Genomic DNA, 14,426 nt, shown 5'->3' with positions numbered 1-14,426 from the left:
CAAAACCGACAAGGATTCAGGTCAATGACATCTGACACCCCCGCCGACCGGCGAGCCGACCGCGGACGTGGTCTCCTCGCCCGGCTGCGCAGCGGGCGGGCCACGCCGCGAGGCCGGGGCCGCCGTCGGCTGGGCACCGCGGTCCGGTTGCTCGCCGCGCTGTTCCTGGCCGGCGGTGCGTACACCGTCTTCGCCCCTGGCCTGCAGGCGCAGGACACCCCGCAGCTGTCCCAGGCGGCCGAGGACGGCAAGGCGCTGTTCGACCAGAGCTGCATCTCCTGCCACGGGCGTAACGCCCAGGGCGTCGAGGGACGCGGCCCCAGTCTGATCGGTGTCGGATCGGCGTCGGTGGAGTTCCAGGTTGGCTCGGGCCGGATGCCGATGGCCCGACAGGAGGCCCAGGCCGAGCGCAAGCCGGTGGTCTTCACCGAGGAGGAGATCCGCCAGCTCGGCCAGTACATCCAGGAGCTGGGCGGCGGCCCGCAGCTGCCGGCCGGCGACATGCTGCGTACCGGCGGTGACATCGCCGTCGGCGGCCATCTCTACCGGATCAACTGTTCGTCCTGCCACGCCTTCAGCGGCGGCGGCGGCGCGCTGTCCTCCGGCAAGTACGCACCGAGCCTGGACCCGGCCACCGACCGGCAGCTGTACGCCGCCATGCTGACCGGTCCGCAGAACATGCCGGTCTTCGGGGACAACCAGCTCACCCCCGAGCAGAAGCGCGACATCATCGCCTTCGTGCAGGAAGGGCTGAAGACCGACGGTGACCCCGGCGGGCTGGCCAACCTCGGCCGGTACGGTCCGGTGACCGAGGGCATCGCCATCTTCCTGGTCGGCATCACCGCGCTGGTCTTCGCCAGCCTGTGGATTGCGGGGAAGTCATGAGCACCGACATCGACACCACCACCACTCAGCAGCACCGCCAGCCGGCGCAGGTGAGCCTGGACGACCCTCGGCTGACGTCGTTCGACGTGCTGCGCGAGGGCGCCCGGCGCGACGACATCGAGATCGTCCACTACGAGCCGCCATTTCCGGTACCCGGCACCAGGGCGGAACGGCGGATCAGCCGGTTCGTCGCCGGGCTGTTCCTGCTCGCCGGGCTCACCGCGACCGCGTTCCTGGTGGTGTACATCTGGTGGCCCTGGGAGTACGAGCTCGGCACCGGGATCAGCAAGTTCTACACTCCGCTGCTGGGCGTCAGCCTCGGGCTGACCTTGCTGGCCATCGGCGTCGGCATCCTTACCTGGGGCAAGAAGCTGCTGCCCCACGAGGTGGCGATCCAGGACCGGCACGACGGCCCGTCCAGCCCGGACGACCGCAAGATCACCGGCGGCACGCTCACCTACATGGTGGACGAGCTCGGGGTGAAGCGCCGTCCGCTGCTCGGGGTGTCGCTGCTGGCCGGGTTGGCTCCGGTCGCCGCGGTCGCGGCCGCACCGCTGGTCGGCGGCCTGATCCGGGATCCGCACACCGACAACCAGATGGCCACCACCGGCTGGGAGCCGGTCGAGACGGTCGGTGGCGGCACCGAGCTGGTCCGGCTGACCAGGGAGGACGGCTCGCCGATCCGGCCCGCGGACGTCAGCGTCGGTGGTCAGATGACGGTCTTCCCCGGAATTCCCGGCGGGCACACCAACCGGTACGCCGACTCGCCGACCCTGCTGATCCATCTGCGGCTGGACGACGCCCGGACCGCCCGGGAGAACAACGAGGCGGTGGGCAAGCCCGACTACATGTGGGGCAACTACATCGCGTACTCGAAGATCTGCACCCACGCGGGCTGCCCGGCGAGCCTGTACGAGCAGCAGACCAACCGGCTGCTCTGCCCCTGCCACCAGTCGCAGTTCCTGATCACCGACAACGCCAAGCCGGTCTTCGGCCCGGCCAGCCGTCGGCTGCCGCAGCTGCCCATCTCCGTCGACGACGAGGGCTTCTTCGTCGCCACCTCCGACTACACCGAGATCGTCGGACCCGACTTCTGGGAGCGGCCATGAAACGCCGTAAGTTCGACGCCCGTGCGCTGCCCGGCCAGGCCGCCGGGCAGCTCGACGACCGGTTCCAGGCAGCTACGCCGCTGCGCAAGCTGCTGAACAAAGTCTTCCCGGACCACTGGTCGTTCCTGCTCGGTGAGATCGCGCTCTTCTCGTTCGTCGTCGTCCTGCTCACCGGCGTCTACCTGACCTTCTTCTTCGACCCGTCGATGGAGGAGGTCACCTACGACGGCAGTTACGCCCCGCTGCGCGGCATCCCCATGTCGGCGGCGTACGCGTCGACGCTGGACATCTCGTTCGACGTCCGGGGCGGCCTGATCATGCGGCAGATGCACCACTGGGGGGCGCTGCTGTTCATGGCGTCGATCGTGGTGCACATGCTGCGGGTGTTCTTCACCGGCGCGTTCCGCAAGCCGCGTGAGGCCAACTGGATCATCGGCTCGCTGCTGTTCTGGGTCGGCTTCCTCGCCGGCTTCACCGGCTACTCGCTGCCCGACGACGGCCTGTCCGGCACCGGGCTGCGGATCGCGTCGGCGATCATGCTGTCCATCCCGGTGATCGGGTCCTGGGTCACCTCGTCGATCTTCGGCGGCGAGTTCCCGGGCACGATCATCATCAGCCGGTTCTACATCGCCCATGTGCTGCTGATCCCCGGGCTGCTGGTGGCGCTGATCAGCGCCCACCTCGGCCTGGTCTTCAAGCAGAAGCACACCCAGTGGCCTGGCCCGGGACGGACCAACGACAACGTGGTCGGCGAGCGGATGTTCCCCCGCTACGCAATCAAGCAGGGCGGCTTCTTCATGATCGTCTTCGGGGTGGTCGCCCTGATGGCGGGAGTCTTCCAGATCAACCCGGTGTGGCTGTTCGGCCCGTACGAGGCCGCCGTGGTCTCGGCGGCGAGCCAACCCGACTGGTACGTCATGTTCCTGGACGGCTCCACCCGGTTGATGCCAGCGTGGGAGCTGACCATCCCGATCGGTGACGGGTACGTGATCCCGCCGCTGTTCTGGCCGACCGTGGTACTGCCCGGCATCCTGGTCATGCTCTCCCTGGTGTACCCGTTCCTCGAAGCGCGGTACACGAAGGACAAAGCCAGCCACAACCTGCTGCAGCGGCCCCGGGACGTGCCGGCCCGGACCGCCGTCGGCGCGATGGCCGTCACCTTCTTCATCGTGCTGACCATCTCCGGCGGCAACGACGTGTTCGCCGACAAGTTCTTTATCAGCCTGAACGCGATGACCTGGGCCGGCCGGATCGGATTGATCCTGCTCCCGCCGTTGGCCTACTACGTCACCTACCGGATCTGTCTCGGTCTGCAGCAGCACGACCGGGAAGTGCTGGCGCACGGTGTCGAGACCGGCATCATCCGACGGCTGCCTGACGGCCGCTTCGTCGAAGTGCACCAGCCGCTGGGACCGACCGACGAGCACGGCCACGGCAAGCTGGAGTACGTCGGCTGGGTGGTGCCGAAAAAGATGAACCGGCTAGGCGCGCTCGGCCCGGCGGTCAAGGGCTTCTTCTTCCCGATCGAGAAGCCGGCACAGGTTCCGCCGCCAGCGCATGTGGCGATCGACCCGGCCGAGGAACAGCCGGCCGAACTGCGGTCGGCTGGCAAGGAGAAGCAGCCGGCCGACCGCGAGGAGATCAGCAGCGGCAGCCGCTGACCACCGCGCACCCGGAGTCGACAGAGGCGTCCGCCGAGCAGATCGGCGGGCGCCTCTGTGATCTCATACCTGCACCGGCCGCCCCCACAAGCCCTGTCGCCATGGTAGTAGCGGTATCCCTAAGAGACTGCGGTGATCCATTGGTGACGGTTTCCTCTCGACGTAGCGTCATAGTCGACAGCGATCGATCAACCGCAAGGTAGTCGCTCGGAGGAGGAGCTACGTGAAGCTGGCAAGGAAGTTGCTGACGTGGGCCATTGGCGCCACCATGGCCCTGGTAGTCGTGACGCCGTCGCCTGCGCAAGCCGCCTACTGGGACTGTCCGGCCAACGCCATGTGCATGTGGGAGCACAGCGGAGGTAACGGCCTGATGGTCTGGGCGTCGGTCAACACCGGCAACCAGCCGGACCTACGGGCATGGAGCTTCGACGACAAGATCAGCTCGGTCCGGAACACTTCCGCCCGGGGCGTCTGCCTGTATCCCGACCTCAACTACGATGGCAACTGGCACATCTTCGTCCCGCCCTACAGCGGCGGTGGCAACGTTGATCCGCTTGCGAACGATCAGATCACCTCGTTCCGCTGGGCACCGTCGACCTCACCGCCCGTCTGCTGACGGGCAGCCGACGTCAGACACCGTACGGTGACGCGGCTGGTCGCCAGGGGTCTGGGGCCCCGCCGACCAGCCGCGTCGTCATGTTTGCTGGGCGGCTCTGCCTGCGGCAGCTGTCAGTTCCCGCGGTTGGCTCAGCGCTGTCGTCGGTCAGTCCGTGTCGGCCAGCCCGATGGCGAAGGCCGCTTCCAGATCGTGCTGCGAGTAGGCGCGAAAGGCGATGTGCGACTCGGTGCTGAGTACGCCCGGAACCTTCGAGATCCGTCCGGCGATCACATCGGCGATCTGGTCGAACTCCCGCACCCGGACGATCGCGATCAGGTCCACGTGCCCGGCCACCGAGTAGACCTCGCTCACCCCGTCGAGACCGGCGAGCGCCTCGGCCACCTCCGGGATCGAGTCCGTGGCGCAGTCGATCAACACGATGGCAGTGATCACGCAGGCCCTCCGTCTCTCACCGGCGTCCGCCGCCGATGTTACTCAATAGTGAACGGTCAACCGGCGGACACTGTCAGATCGCTGCCCACCCGGATCGCGTCGGTCAGCCGTTCCCCCGCATGCACCTGCGCGCCGGGCCACACCACTGAGCGGACCAGCGTCCCCCGTACCACCGCGCCGGCACCGACGACGGAGCGGTCGACCGGGCCGGTCACCGTGGCCGACGGGTCGAGGAGGCTCCGGCCACCTGCCGCATGCAGATTGGCCGCGAGGTAGTCCGGTGGTGTCCCGGTGTCCAGGTAGGTACCCGGATAGTTGATCACCTGCAGCGCGCCGGCCGCCTCCGCGGGCCGCCAGACGGTACGGACCAGCTCGCCGGGGGCGGCCGGTAGTCCGCTGACGTAGCGCCACGGCAGCAGCGAGAAGCCGGCGAACCGGTGCCCGTCGAAGCCGCCCCGGGCGGCCGGGTCGGTGAACCGCTTGCCCAGCAGCCGGACGGTTTCGCCGTCCCAGCCGTCGAGCAGTGTCGCGATGTCCGGCCCAGGATCGAGATCTGGATGGGCTAGATAGCCGTCGACGTTGCCGACCAGCACGCCGCGACCGCCGATCCAGTCGCGTAGCCGGCCGACGCCGCCGGCGGTGCCCAACGGGTCTCCTGGCTCCACGGACAGCTGTGCCCGGTCTCCGACATGGGTCACCACCTGCCGGCCGAGGTAGCAGGCGTTGACCGCGACCGCCGCCGGCCCGGTGAAGCCGAGGGCTCCGACCCGGTCGAGTGCCCGGTCCAGCAGCGGTACGTTCCCGACCGGGCAGAGCGCCTTCGGGACGAGACCGGTCAACGGCCGCAGCCGGCGGCCTTCACCGGCGGCGAGGACCACTGCGCAGATCCGGTCCGGTCCGACCGCCGGTGCGCTCACCCCGGCTCCTGGCCCGCTGGCGGGCCGGTCTTCGCTGGTACGTCGGTCTCCGCTGGCACGACGAGCGGTCCGATGCCGTAGTGCGCCAGCAGCCGGGCGGTCGCCGGGGTCAGCCGGGGCAGGTCGTCGAGCCGGTGCCAGGCGGCTTCGTACACCTCGGCCCCGTCCACCACCAGTTGGGTTCGCGACGCTGCCACGGCGGCTTCGAAGACGACGTCCACCCAGCCCTTGGCGTGCACCACGGCGTTCGGCACCGCCGGGCGTAGCTGGTCCGGGGCCAGCCGGATGCCGGTCTCCTCGGCGAGCTCCCGGGCCGCGCCGACCACCGGCGCTTCGCGGTGTCGCAGCAGACCGGCGGGCAGCGTCCAGCCCCGGCCGGGTGGCTGGCGCAGCAGCAGCAGTCGGGCGGGTGCCGACGGATCGACTTCGGCATCGGTCACCAGCGTCACGGCGCCGACGATGTACTTCTGCACAGCGAGCCGGACCAACCGCCGACGGACCGGGTGCGGCAACCGGTAGAACACGCCGTACAACAGGGCGCGTGCGGGGGATCGGCGGATGATCATACTGTTCAGGCTAGAGGTAGCCGGTCACCGGCGCCGGGCCAGGTCAGCCCGGCTGGTCGACCAGGGCGATGAGCTGGTCGACGACGGCCTCGGGCTCGATGGTCCGGTCCACCACCGCGACCAGCAGGGTCTCCATGTCCGGGTACTTGAGGCTCTCCGCGAGCTGGCGCAGTGGTTTGTCGTTGGACAACGCCCGGTCGTGTTTGCGCAGGATCAGGCTGACGGTGGCGCGGCCGAGGCGTACCTTGTCGCTGATGCTGATGCCCGGTTCGGAGTGTTCGGCGAACCAGCGGTTGATCTGCATCTGGGCCTGCGGCGACTTGACGAAACCCAGCCACTCCTTCCGCGGCCCGGCTGACGCCGGTGCCGTCCCGGTCGGCTGGTCGTCGCTCTCGGTGAAGATCTCGACCACGTCGCCGTCGGTCAACTCGGAGGCCAGCGGTGCCAGTCGGCCGTTGATCCGTACGGCGAGACAGTGCGCGCCTTTCCGTGAATCCAGCTCGTATGCGAGGTCGACCGGCGTCGACCCGGCCGGCAGCACGATCGGCCGGCCGTCGGTGAAGACCTGGATCTGCGCGTCCACCAGGTCGCAGCGCAGCGAGTGAACGAACTGGTCGGCGTCGATGTTCTCCTGTGACCAGTCGATCGCCCTGCGTAGCCAGGCCAGCTCGTCGGCGCGGGCGGCGGCACGACTGCGGCCGGGCTTGGGGAAGTGGTACGGCGCGGCGATGCCGAACTCGGCAGAGCGGTGCATCGCGTCGGTCCGGATCAGCACCTCGAGTGGACGTTCGTCCGGGCCGATGACCGTGGTGTGCAGCGAGCGGTAGAGGTTGTTCTTCGGCGCCGCGATGAAGTCCTTGAACCTGCCCGGTACCGGTCGCCAGCGGCAGTGGATCGCGCCGAGCGCCGCGTAGCAGTCGGTGTCCGGCCCGGTGACCACGACCTCGATGCGGGGCAGGTCGAACGGTGCCGGGTGGCCACCGGCGACGGTGTCCTTCCAGATCGAGTAGCGGTGCCGGGGCCGGGCCGCGACCCGGGCAGTGACCTTCTCCCGGCGTAGCGTCACCCGCGCCTGTCCGCAGACGGTGTCCAGGTACGTCGCCCAGCCCGGTCGGTTGGCCAGGTGTTCCTCGATCTGCTGGTAGGCCTCCGGCTCCAAATGGAACAGGACGATGTCGTCGAGCTCCCGTTTGAGCTTCTGGATGCCGAGCCGATCGCAGAGCGGGACCAGCACGTCCAGGGTCGCCTTGGCGATCCGGGCCCGGGAGGCAGGGGAGCGCACACCGAGGGTCCGCATGTTGTGTAGCCGGTCGGCGAGCTTGATGACCAGCACCCGGACGTCCTTCGCCGCAGCGATGATCATCTTTCGGATGGTCTCGGCCTCGGCGGCCTTGCCGTAGAACGCCTTGTCGAACTTGGTCACCCCGTCAACCAGGTGGGCGACCTCGTCGCCGAAGTCTGCGGCCAGTGTCGGCAGGTCGTACGTGGTGTCCTCGACGGTGTCGTGCAGCAGCGCGGCCACCAGGGTGGTGGTGTCCATGCCGAGCCCGGCGCAGATCTCCGCGACGGCCAACGGGTGGGTGATGTACGGCTCGCCGCTCTTGCGGTACTGGCCGGCGTGCATGCTGTCGGCGATCTGGTAGCCGCGGCGCAGCACCGCCGGGTCCGCCGACGGGTGGATCGACCGGTGGACCCGGATCAGCTCGGCGACCGGTTCCGGCGAGCCGGGTGACCAGGACAGCCAGGCCCGCAGGCGGGCGGACAGGGGTGTCGCGGTGGGCAGGAAACGTCCGATGGCGGCGCCGGGACCGGCGTCGACGTCCACGCGGAGACACCTCCTCACCCATCGCCCGGCCGGTAGACCGCCCGGACGCACGCCACGAATCGGGCGTTGGCTGACAGGACTGCACTTGTCTAACAGACTAAGCGAGCGAGCGTAGTACGATCGGCTACTTGCGGGTGATCGATCGGTCGAGTCTTTGGTCCGCTTCGTTGACGCCGGCCGTCGTCCGGGCGGCTTCCTCGGCCTTGACCAGCAAATGGTGGAATCGGCCGGCGCCGCGCAGCGGCGAGGACCAGTCCCCGCTCACCCTGACCAGTCGGGTCTGGTCCGGCTCCAACCAGGACAAAATCCGCTCGCTCTCGGCCGCGCTCGCCCGGGGCACCGGACCGTGCCCGGCCGGCACCGTCTCGGCGGTGGCGCACAGTAGCTCGATGGCGGCCCGAGGGTGCTGCCGTGGGGGCGACACGCCAGCGGCGGCGAGCCGACCGTGCCGGACGATCGCCAGCTCCCAGCCACCGTGCCCGGCCCGTCGTGCCGCGACCAGCTCGGTGATGCGGGTCAGCGCGGTCAACCGCTGCATCCGGACGGTCGCCCGCAGGAATGCGACCAACCGGCCCCGGACCACCGCCGCCTCCTCGAACCGCTGCCCGGCGGCGAGCCGGTCGATCCGGGCGAGCAACGTGTCGACCAGTGGCTGCGGGTCGGTTTCGAGGGCCGTACGCAGCGGGGTGACGGCCAGTTCGGCGTACTGCAGCGGGTCGATCCGGTGCTCGCACGGTGCCGGACAACGACCCAGCTCGGCCAGCGCGCAGGCCGGGGTCCGGGTCCGGGTGGACAACCGGTGGGTGCACTGACGCAGCGGCAGCGCGTCGTGGATGCCGGCGGCGGCCAGCTCGGCCGCCCGGCGGGAGGCGAACGGCCCGAGCACGGTGGTGTCGGCCGGTGAGATCGCCCGGACGGTGGACAGCCGTGGATAGACCTCGTCGGTGACCTTCAACCAGACCACCCGCTCCGGGAACTTCGACCTGCGGTTGTACGGCGGCGCGTGGGCGGCGATCAGCCGCAGCTCACGTACCTCGGCCTCCAGCCGGTGGGCGCATTCGACCGCGTCGACCCGCACGGCTGCGGCCAGCATCTCGGACATCCGCGCCCGCCGCTCGGCGGCGGTGAAGTAGCTGCGTACCCGGGTCGCGACGTCGCCCGAGGTGCCGACGTACAGTGGCCGGTCGTCGGCCGCCCGGAAGATGTACACCCCGGGGGAGCGGGGCAACCCATCGGCGAGGTGCCGCTTGCGTCGCTGGACGTCGCTGACCGCCCGGCTGAATTCGACCGCGTCGCCGATGCTCGTCACCTGGTGCCCGCCGAGCCGGGCGATCAGCCCGTGCAGCACGTCCACGGTCGCCTGGGCGTCGGCCAGGGCCCGGTGGGTGGGACGCCGAGGGGTGCGGAAGTAGCCGGCGAGAGTGCCGAGCTTGCGGTTGGGCACCTCGTCGCGGGTCAGCACCCGGCGGGCGAGGGCTGCGGTGTCCAGCACCGTCGGCGCCGGCCAGGAATAGCCGTGCCGGGCGCACGCTGCCTTGAGAAAACCCACGTCGTACGGCGCGTTGTGCGCCACCAGCACCGCGCCGCCGAGAAACTCCAGCAGGCTGGGCAGCACCTGCTCGATCGGCGGCGCGGGAACGAGCATCGCCTCGGTGATGCCGGTGAGCACGGTGATGAACGGCGGCACCGGCCGGCCCGGGTTGACCAGCGTGGCGAAGACGCCGAGCTCCTCGCCGCCGCGCACCTTGACCGCGCCGATCTCGGTGATGCCGCCGCCGTCCGGCGCGCCGCCGGTGGTCTCCAGATCCAGCACGACGAAGGTGGTCTCCCGCAGCGACCGGTCCGTGCCGGTCGACAGCGACTGGTCCGGCCCGGCTGACAGCAGCGAGTCGATCGAGCCCTGGGTGTAGGCCGGTCGAGGTGCGGGGTCAGGCGGTGCCACGGCGCAGACGATAGGACGTGGGTACGACACAGCCGTCTCATGGGTGCCATCGGTAACGATCCGATCGACTCTACGAGATCATTCTTCCTGTCGGGCACGCGGCGGCCACCCGGTGGGAGACTGGGGTGCATGGCCGCACCGGATCCGACCGACGCTCGTCCCGAGGGGGCGGCGCCGACGACCGGCGCCCTGCCCCTGTCCGCCGACCAGCCGGCCGGTGGTCCACCCGCCGAGCCGGTGCTGCCGGAGCCGGTGCGGTCGCGCATCGTCGTGCTCGCCGCCGCCGCGCTGCCCGAGATCCCGACCGACGAGATGCCACCCCAGCTGCGCAAGGTCGCCAAGTTCGCGCCGAACCGGCGGGCCCGCTACGGCGGTGCGGCCATCGCGGCAGCGCTCACCAACGATCCGTCGTTGCGGCAGCGGGTGGCTGCCCGCGCGCTGACCGAGGCCGGTGAGCTGGGCACGGCGGTCAGCGAAGGGGTCTCGCCCGCGGCGGCGGACCCGGTCGAGGTCGCCGCCCTGGCGTACCTGATGCGGCCGGCGGGCTGGCGTGAGCTGGTCGACGCCGCCGGTGCGGCGGTCCGGGCCGAGGCCGACCGCGCCGCCGTCGCCGAGCTGATCCGTGATGCCGAGGCCCGCGCCAATCGGGCCGAACATGACCGCACCGTCGCCCGGGTCGAGGTGGAGAAGCTCCGCGACGAGCTGGCCCGGGTACGCGAGGAGCTGGGCCAGCTCCGCGAGGAGTCCCGGCAGCTGTCCCGCACGCTGCGTGAGGCGCAGGCGCAGCAACGGCGGGCCAACGAACTGCTCGCCACCGAACGCGGCCGCGCCGCGCGGGCCGCCGCCGACCACGACGCGGAGCTGCGGCGGCTGCGCGCCAGGCTCGCCGACGCGGAGCTGACCGCCGGCGCCGCCCGGCAGTCGGCGAAGGAGGCCCGGGCGGTCGACGACGCCCGGCTGTGGCTGCTGCTGGAGACGATCGGGCAGGCAGCCCAGGGGCTGCGGCGGGAGCTTGCCCTGGACCCGGCCGACCGGTTGCCGGCCGACTACGTCGCCGACGCGTTCACCGACCGGCCGGCGGCGGCGACGTCAACCCGGGCCCGCGACACCGACGACCCGGTTCGGCTGGACGACCTGCTCGCCCTGCCCCGGGCCCACCTCGTCGTCGACGGCTACAACGTGACCAAGCGGGGCTTCGGTGAGATGCCGCTGGAGCAGCAACGTAAGCGGTTGATCACCGGGCTCGGTGGGATCGCCGCGCAGACCGGGGACGAGGTGACCGTGGTCTTCGACGGCGCCGAGCGGATGCACGGGTTGCCGCCGGCCCCACGCGGCGTACGGGTGCTGTTCTCCCGCAAAGGGGAAACGGCCGATGAACTCATCCGTCGGCTGGTCCGGGCCGAGCCGTCCGGCCGGGTGATCGTGGTGGTCTCCTCCGACCGGGAGGTGGCCGACGGGGTCCGGCGGCACGGCGCGTACCCGATGGGCGCTGATTCGCTGCTGCGTCGACTGGCCCGGTCCTGAGCTGACACCCGGTCGCGCGGAACTGTCGTACCTGATGCCTATCGTCGATGTCACTGGCGGTGGTCGGTCGGCGATGCTGCGTCGTACGGGGGCCGGTCACCGCCGGCCACTGTCCGATCGCACCGTCACGTGAGGAGACGACCATGCTGATCGACTGTGACACCTGCGCCGTCGAGCGCGGCCCGAGTTGCCGGGGTTGCCTGGTCAGTGCCCTGATCGACAGCCCGGACGCGGTGACCAACCTGGACGCCGGCGAGCGGTACGCGATCGAGGTCTTCGCGCGCGCCGGGTTCGACGTCGAGGTGCTCGGCGGGTCGACGGCCGCGCCGCGTGGCCGCCGGCAGCGCCGGCCCCGGTCCCGAAGACAGGTCGCCTGAGCGATCGACCGGTCCACCTGACAGGATCCGGTCTGTCGCCCGAGCGCGGACCGGGACCGCGCCGGCACACCTAGGATGGTCGGGCGACCGGCCGGCGGAAGGAGCCCGATGACGCCTCGCGCATGGGCGTTGGTCACCTTCGTCGTCCTGGTGGTGGCGGTCGTCGTCGCGGCGGCAGTGCTGGTGCCGTGGCAGCGGCCGCCGGTGCCCCGCGCCGACCAGCTCGCCGCCCTGCGTGAGCTGCCCGTCGACCAGGTCGAACGGGGGCGGGCACTGCGGGCGGCGTTGCGCCCGGGTCGCTACGGCGCGATGCTGGCCGGCCTGCTCGTGGCGCTGCTGCTCGGGTTCACCCCGGTCGGTGCCCGGCTGGTGGAGGTCGCCGGCCGGCCGTTCGGCGGTCACTGGGCCGCCCAGGCGTTGCTCGGCGGGCTGCTCGTGGTGTTCCTGGCCGACCTGCTGACCCTGCCGTTCGCCGCCTGGCGGCACCGGATCCTGACCGAGCACGGGCTGGCCACGCAGGGCTGGGCCGGCTGGGGGCTGGACCTGGTCCGGTCGTACGCGGTCGGCGCGGTCATCGCGACGGTGGCCCTGCTCGGCTTCTACACCGTCGTTCGGCTTGCCCCCCGCTGGTGGTGGGCGCTGGCCGCGGCCGGTGCGGCCGCCCTGGTGGTGCTGCTGTCGTTCGTTCTGCCGGTACTGGTCGAGCCGGTCTTCAACAAGTTCACCCCGATGCCGGACGGTCCGGTGCGCACGCAGCTGCTGGAGCTGGCCGAGCGCGACGGCGTCCCGGTGCGGGACGTGCTGGTCGCCGACGCGTCCCGGCGTACCCGCGCGGTCAACGCCTACGTGTCCGGGTTCGGCCCCACCCGGCGGATCGTCGTCTACGACAACCTGCTGCTCGAGGCGCCTCCGGCGGAGCTGGCCGCCGTGGTCGCCCACGAGCTGGGCCACGCCCGCGCGCGGGACGTGCTGACCGGTACCGGGTTGGGCGCACTCGGTGCGGCCGCGGCCGTCATCGGGCTGTACCTGCTCGGCAGCTGGCGGCCGGTGCTGCGGGCGGCCGGCGTCGCCGACATCGCTGAGCCGCGGTCGATCGCCCTGCTGCTGGCCGTGGTCACGCTGGTCGGCCTGGTGGCGACACCGGCGCAGGCGCTGGTGTCGCGCCGGATCGAGGCCCGCGCCGACGAGCACGCGCTGGCGCTGCACGGTGACCCGGCGGCGTACGCGGCGGTGCACCGCCGGCTGTCCGCGATCAATCTCGCCGATCCGGACCCGCCCCGCTGGGAGTACCTCTACTCCGCCACGCACCCGTCGACCGTGGAACGGATCGCGGCGGCCCGAAGGTACGCCGACCAGGCGGGCCGATGATCCGCACCCTGCTGGTCACCAACGACTTCCCGCCGCGGCCCGGCGGCATCCAGTCGTTCGTGCACAATCTGGCGTTGCGGCAGCCCGCACAGACCATCGTGGTCTACGCGTCGAGCTACGACGGTGCCGAGCGGTTCGACGCCGAACAGCCGTTCGAGGTGATCCGTAACCCGACCGGCATGCTGCTGCCCACGCCGGCGGTGGCCCGGCAGACCGCCGCCCTGGCGCGGGCCCGGGGCTGCGACACCGTCTGGTTCGGGGCGGCCGCGCCGCTCGGCCTGCTCGCCGACGGCCTGCGCCGGCGGGTCGAGATCAGCCGGACGGTGGCCCTGACTCATGGGCACGAGGTGGGGTGGGCCGCGCTGCCCGGCGCGAGGTCGATGCTGCGTCGGATCGCCAGCGCCGCCGACGTGGTGACCTACCTGGGGGAGTACACCCGGGTCCGGCTGGACCGCGCGATCGGCGGGCTGACCGAGCTGCGTCGGCTCGCCCCGGGGGTGGACACCGATGCCTACCATCCGGGCGTCGACGGCGGCGAGGTGCGCCGCCGGCACCGGTTGTCGGACCGGCCAGTGGTGGTCTGTGTGTCCCGGCTGGTGCCGCGCAAGGGTCAGGACACGCTGATCCGGGCCTGGCCGCTGGTTCGGCGTCGGGTGCCGGGCGCCGCGTTGCTGATCGTCGGCGGCGGCCCGGACCGCCGCCGGTTGCAACGACTCGCCCGGCGCGCCGGGGTGGCCGACGACGTCACCTTCACCGGGGCAGTGCCCTGGGCGGAACTGCCGGCGCACTACGCCGCCGGGGACGTGTACGCGATGCCCTGCCGCACCCGTCGCGGCGGGCTCGACGTGGAAGGCCTGGGCATCGTTTACCTGGAAGGATCGGCGACCGGGCTGCCGGTGGTGGCCGGGGATTCCGGCGGCGCGCCGGATGCGGTCCGCGACGGCGAGACCGGGTACGTCGTGAACGGTCGAGACCCGAGCCAGCTGGCTGACCGGCTGGCGGGCCTGCTGGCCGACCGGGAGCTGGCTCGGCGGATGGGGGCCGCCGGTCGGACCTGGGTGGAGCGTGAGTGGCGGTGGGACACCCAGGCGCAGCGGATGGCGTCGCTGCTGGCCGGCTGAGCGGCCTGGCCCCGGTGGCCTGAACCCGGCGCTGACCTCGGGGCGGCCTGACCCCTCAGCGGCGTCGCCTGGCCCTGCGG

The 14,426-nt window shown here is 71.3% G+C and carries 13 protein-coding genes; 8 read left to right on the top strand and 5 right to left on the bottom strand.

All coding sequences use genetic code 11. The annotated features are described in order from the left end of the window. The first annotated feature begins 24 nt into the window (after window positions 1–24). The 4 genes from ACFHWU_RS01635 (at window position 25) to ACFHWU_RS01620 (ending at window position 4,271) form a co-directional block, all read left to right on the top strand. On the top strand, window positions 25–885 hold the full coding sequence (locus tag ACFHWU_RS01635) for a cytochrome c (RefSeq protein WP_416551529.1): 861 nt from the start codon (window positions 25–27) through the stop codon (window positions 883–885). Beyond that, window positions 882–1,994 (top strand): ubiquinol-cytochrome c reductase iron-sulfur subunit, encoded by a 1,113-nt coding sequence (locus ACFHWU_RS01630; RefSeq protein ID WP_416589642.1) that lies wholly within the window; start codon window positions 882–884, stop codon window positions 1,992–1,994. The genes ACFHWU_RS01635 and ACFHWU_RS01630 overlap by 4 nt, the downstream gene beginning before the upstream one ends. Beyond that, a complete protein-coding gene (locus ACFHWU_RS01625; protein WP_416551533.1) occupies window positions 1,991–3,655 on the top strand; it encodes a cytochrome b in 1,665 nt (554 codons plus the stop codon). Before ACFHWU_RS01630 ends, ACFHWU_RS01625 begins: the two co-directional genes overlap by 4 nt. Window positions 3,656–3,878: 223 nt before the next feature. Continuing rightward, window positions 3,879–4,271 (top strand): peptidase inhibitor family I36 protein, encoded by a 393-nt coding sequence (locus ACFHWU_RS01620; protein ID WP_416551535.1) that lies wholly within the window; start codon window positions 3,879–3,881, stop codon window positions 4,269–4,271. A gap of 147 nt (window positions 4,272–4,418) precedes the next feature. Here the strand turns inward: ACFHWU_RS01620 and ACFHWU_RS01615 are convergent, their stop codons facing one another. The 5 genes from ACFHWU_RS01615 to ACFHWU_RS01595 all read right to left on the bottom strand — a co-directional run bounded on the left by ACFHWU_RS01615 (window position 4,419) and on the right by ACFHWU_RS01595 (window position 9,908). Next, window positions 4,419–4,706, bottom strand: coding sequence for an Lrp/AsnC family transcriptional regulator (locus ACFHWU_RS01615; protein ID WP_416551537.1), 288 nt, complete (start codon window positions 4,704–4,706; stop codon window positions 4,419–4,421). 56 nt (window positions 4,707–4,762) lie between these two features. Beyond that, window positions 4,763–5,623, bottom strand: a complete 861-nt coding sequence (locus ACFHWU_RS01610; protein WP_416551539.1) for a nucleotidyltransferase family protein — start codon at window positions 5,621–5,623, stop codon at window positions 4,763–4,765. Beyond that, a complete protein-coding gene (locus tag ACFHWU_RS01605; RefSeq protein WP_416551541.1) occupies window positions 5,620–6,189 on the bottom strand; it encodes an NUDIX hydrolase in 570 nt (189 codons plus the stop codon). Before ACFHWU_RS01605 ends, ACFHWU_RS01610 begins: the two co-directional genes overlap by 4 nt. Before the next feature lie 43 nt (window positions 6,190–6,232). Then, window positions 6,233–8,014 carry a RelA/SpoT family protein gene (locus ACFHWU_RS01600; protein ID WP_416551543.1) on the bottom strand — a complete coding sequence of 594 codons (1,782 nt, stop codon included), beginning with the start codon at window positions 8,012–8,014 and terminating at the stop codon, window positions 6,233–6,235. A gap of 124 nt (window positions 8,015–8,138) precedes the next feature. Then, complete coding sequence (locus ACFHWU_RS01595) at window positions 8,139–9,908, bottom strand: DEDD exonuclease domain-containing protein (protein ID WP_416589706.1); 1,770 nt, start codon at window positions 9,906–9,908, stop codon at window positions 8,139–8,141. A gap of 177 nt (window positions 9,909–10,085) precedes the next feature. Between ACFHWU_RS01595 and ACFHWU_RS01590 the strand changes: the two genes are divergently transcribed. The 4 genes from ACFHWU_RS01590 (at window position 10,086) to ACFHWU_RS01575 (ending at window position 14,346) form a co-directional block, all read left to right on the top strand. After that, entirely contained in the window at window positions 10,086–11,480 is a 1,395-nt protein-coding gene (locus ACFHWU_RS01590; RefSeq protein WP_416551545.1) for an NYN domain-containing protein, read from the top strand. Between the two features lie 143 nt (window positions 11,481–11,623). Continuing rightward, complete coding sequence (locus ACFHWU_RS01585; RefSeq protein WP_416551547.1) at window positions 11,624–11,857, top strand: hypothetical protein; 234 nt, start codon at window positions 11,624–11,626, stop codon at window positions 11,855–11,857. 108 nt (window positions 11,858–11,965) lie between these two features. Further along, a complete protein-coding gene (locus ACFHWU_RS01580; protein ID WP_416551549.1) occupies window positions 11,966–13,225 on the top strand; it encodes a M48 family metallopeptidase in 1,260 nt (419 codons plus the stop codon). After that, window positions 13,222–14,346 (top strand): glycosyltransferase family 4 protein, encoded by a 1,125-nt coding sequence (locus ACFHWU_RS01575; RefSeq protein WP_416589641.1) that lies wholly within the window; start codon window positions 13,222–13,224, stop codon window positions 14,344–14,346. The genes ACFHWU_RS01580 and ACFHWU_RS01575 overlap by 4 nt, the downstream gene beginning before the upstream one ends. Window positions 14,347–14,426: the final 80 nt, after the last annotated feature.

Origin of the sequence: Micromonospora sp. LOL_015 (genome assembly GCF_048060275.1) — a bacterium.
Taxonomy (GTDB): domain Bacteria; phylum Actinomycetota; class Actinomycetes; order Mycobacteriales; family Micromonosporaceae; genus Micromonospora_E.
The sequence above is the reverse complement of the archived record's forward strand: the minus strand, read 5'-3'. Positions and strand labels throughout refer to the sequence as shown.

Excerpts from the sequence above, each read along its gene's own strand:
- ACFHWU_RS01635 (WP_416551529.1), top strand. The coding sequence starts at position 25 with ATGACATCTGACACCCCCGCCGACCGGCGAGCCGACCGCGGACGTGGT.
- ACFHWU_RS01630 (WP_416589642.1), top strand. The coding sequence starts at position 882 with ATGAGCACCGACATCGACACCACCACCACTCAGCAGCACCGCCAGCCG.
- ACFHWU_RS01625 (WP_416551533.1), top strand. The coding sequence starts at position 1,991 with ATGAAACGCCGTAAGTTCGACGCCCGTGCGCTGCCCGGCCAGGCCGCC.
- ACFHWU_RS01605 (WP_416551541.1), bottom strand. The coding sequence starts at position 6,189 with ATGATCATCCGCCGATCCCCCGCACGCGCCCTGTTGTACGGCGTGTTC.
- ACFHWU_RS01590 (WP_416551545.1), top strand. The coding sequence starts at position 10,086 with ATGGCCGCACCGGATCCGACCGACGCTCGTCCCGAGGGGGCGGCGCCG.
- ACFHWU_RS01585 (WP_416551547.1), top strand. The coding sequence starts at position 11,624 with ATGCTGATCGACTGTGACACCTGCGCCGTCGAGCGCGGCCCGAGTTGC.
- ACFHWU_RS01580 (WP_416551549.1), top strand. The coding sequence starts at position 11,966 with ATGACGCCTCGCGCATGGGCGTTGGTCACCTTCGTCGTCCTGGTGGTG.
- ACFHWU_RS01575 (WP_416589641.1), top strand. The coding sequence starts at position 13,222 with ATGATCCGCACCCTGCTGGTCACCAACGACTTCCCGCCGCGGCCCGGC.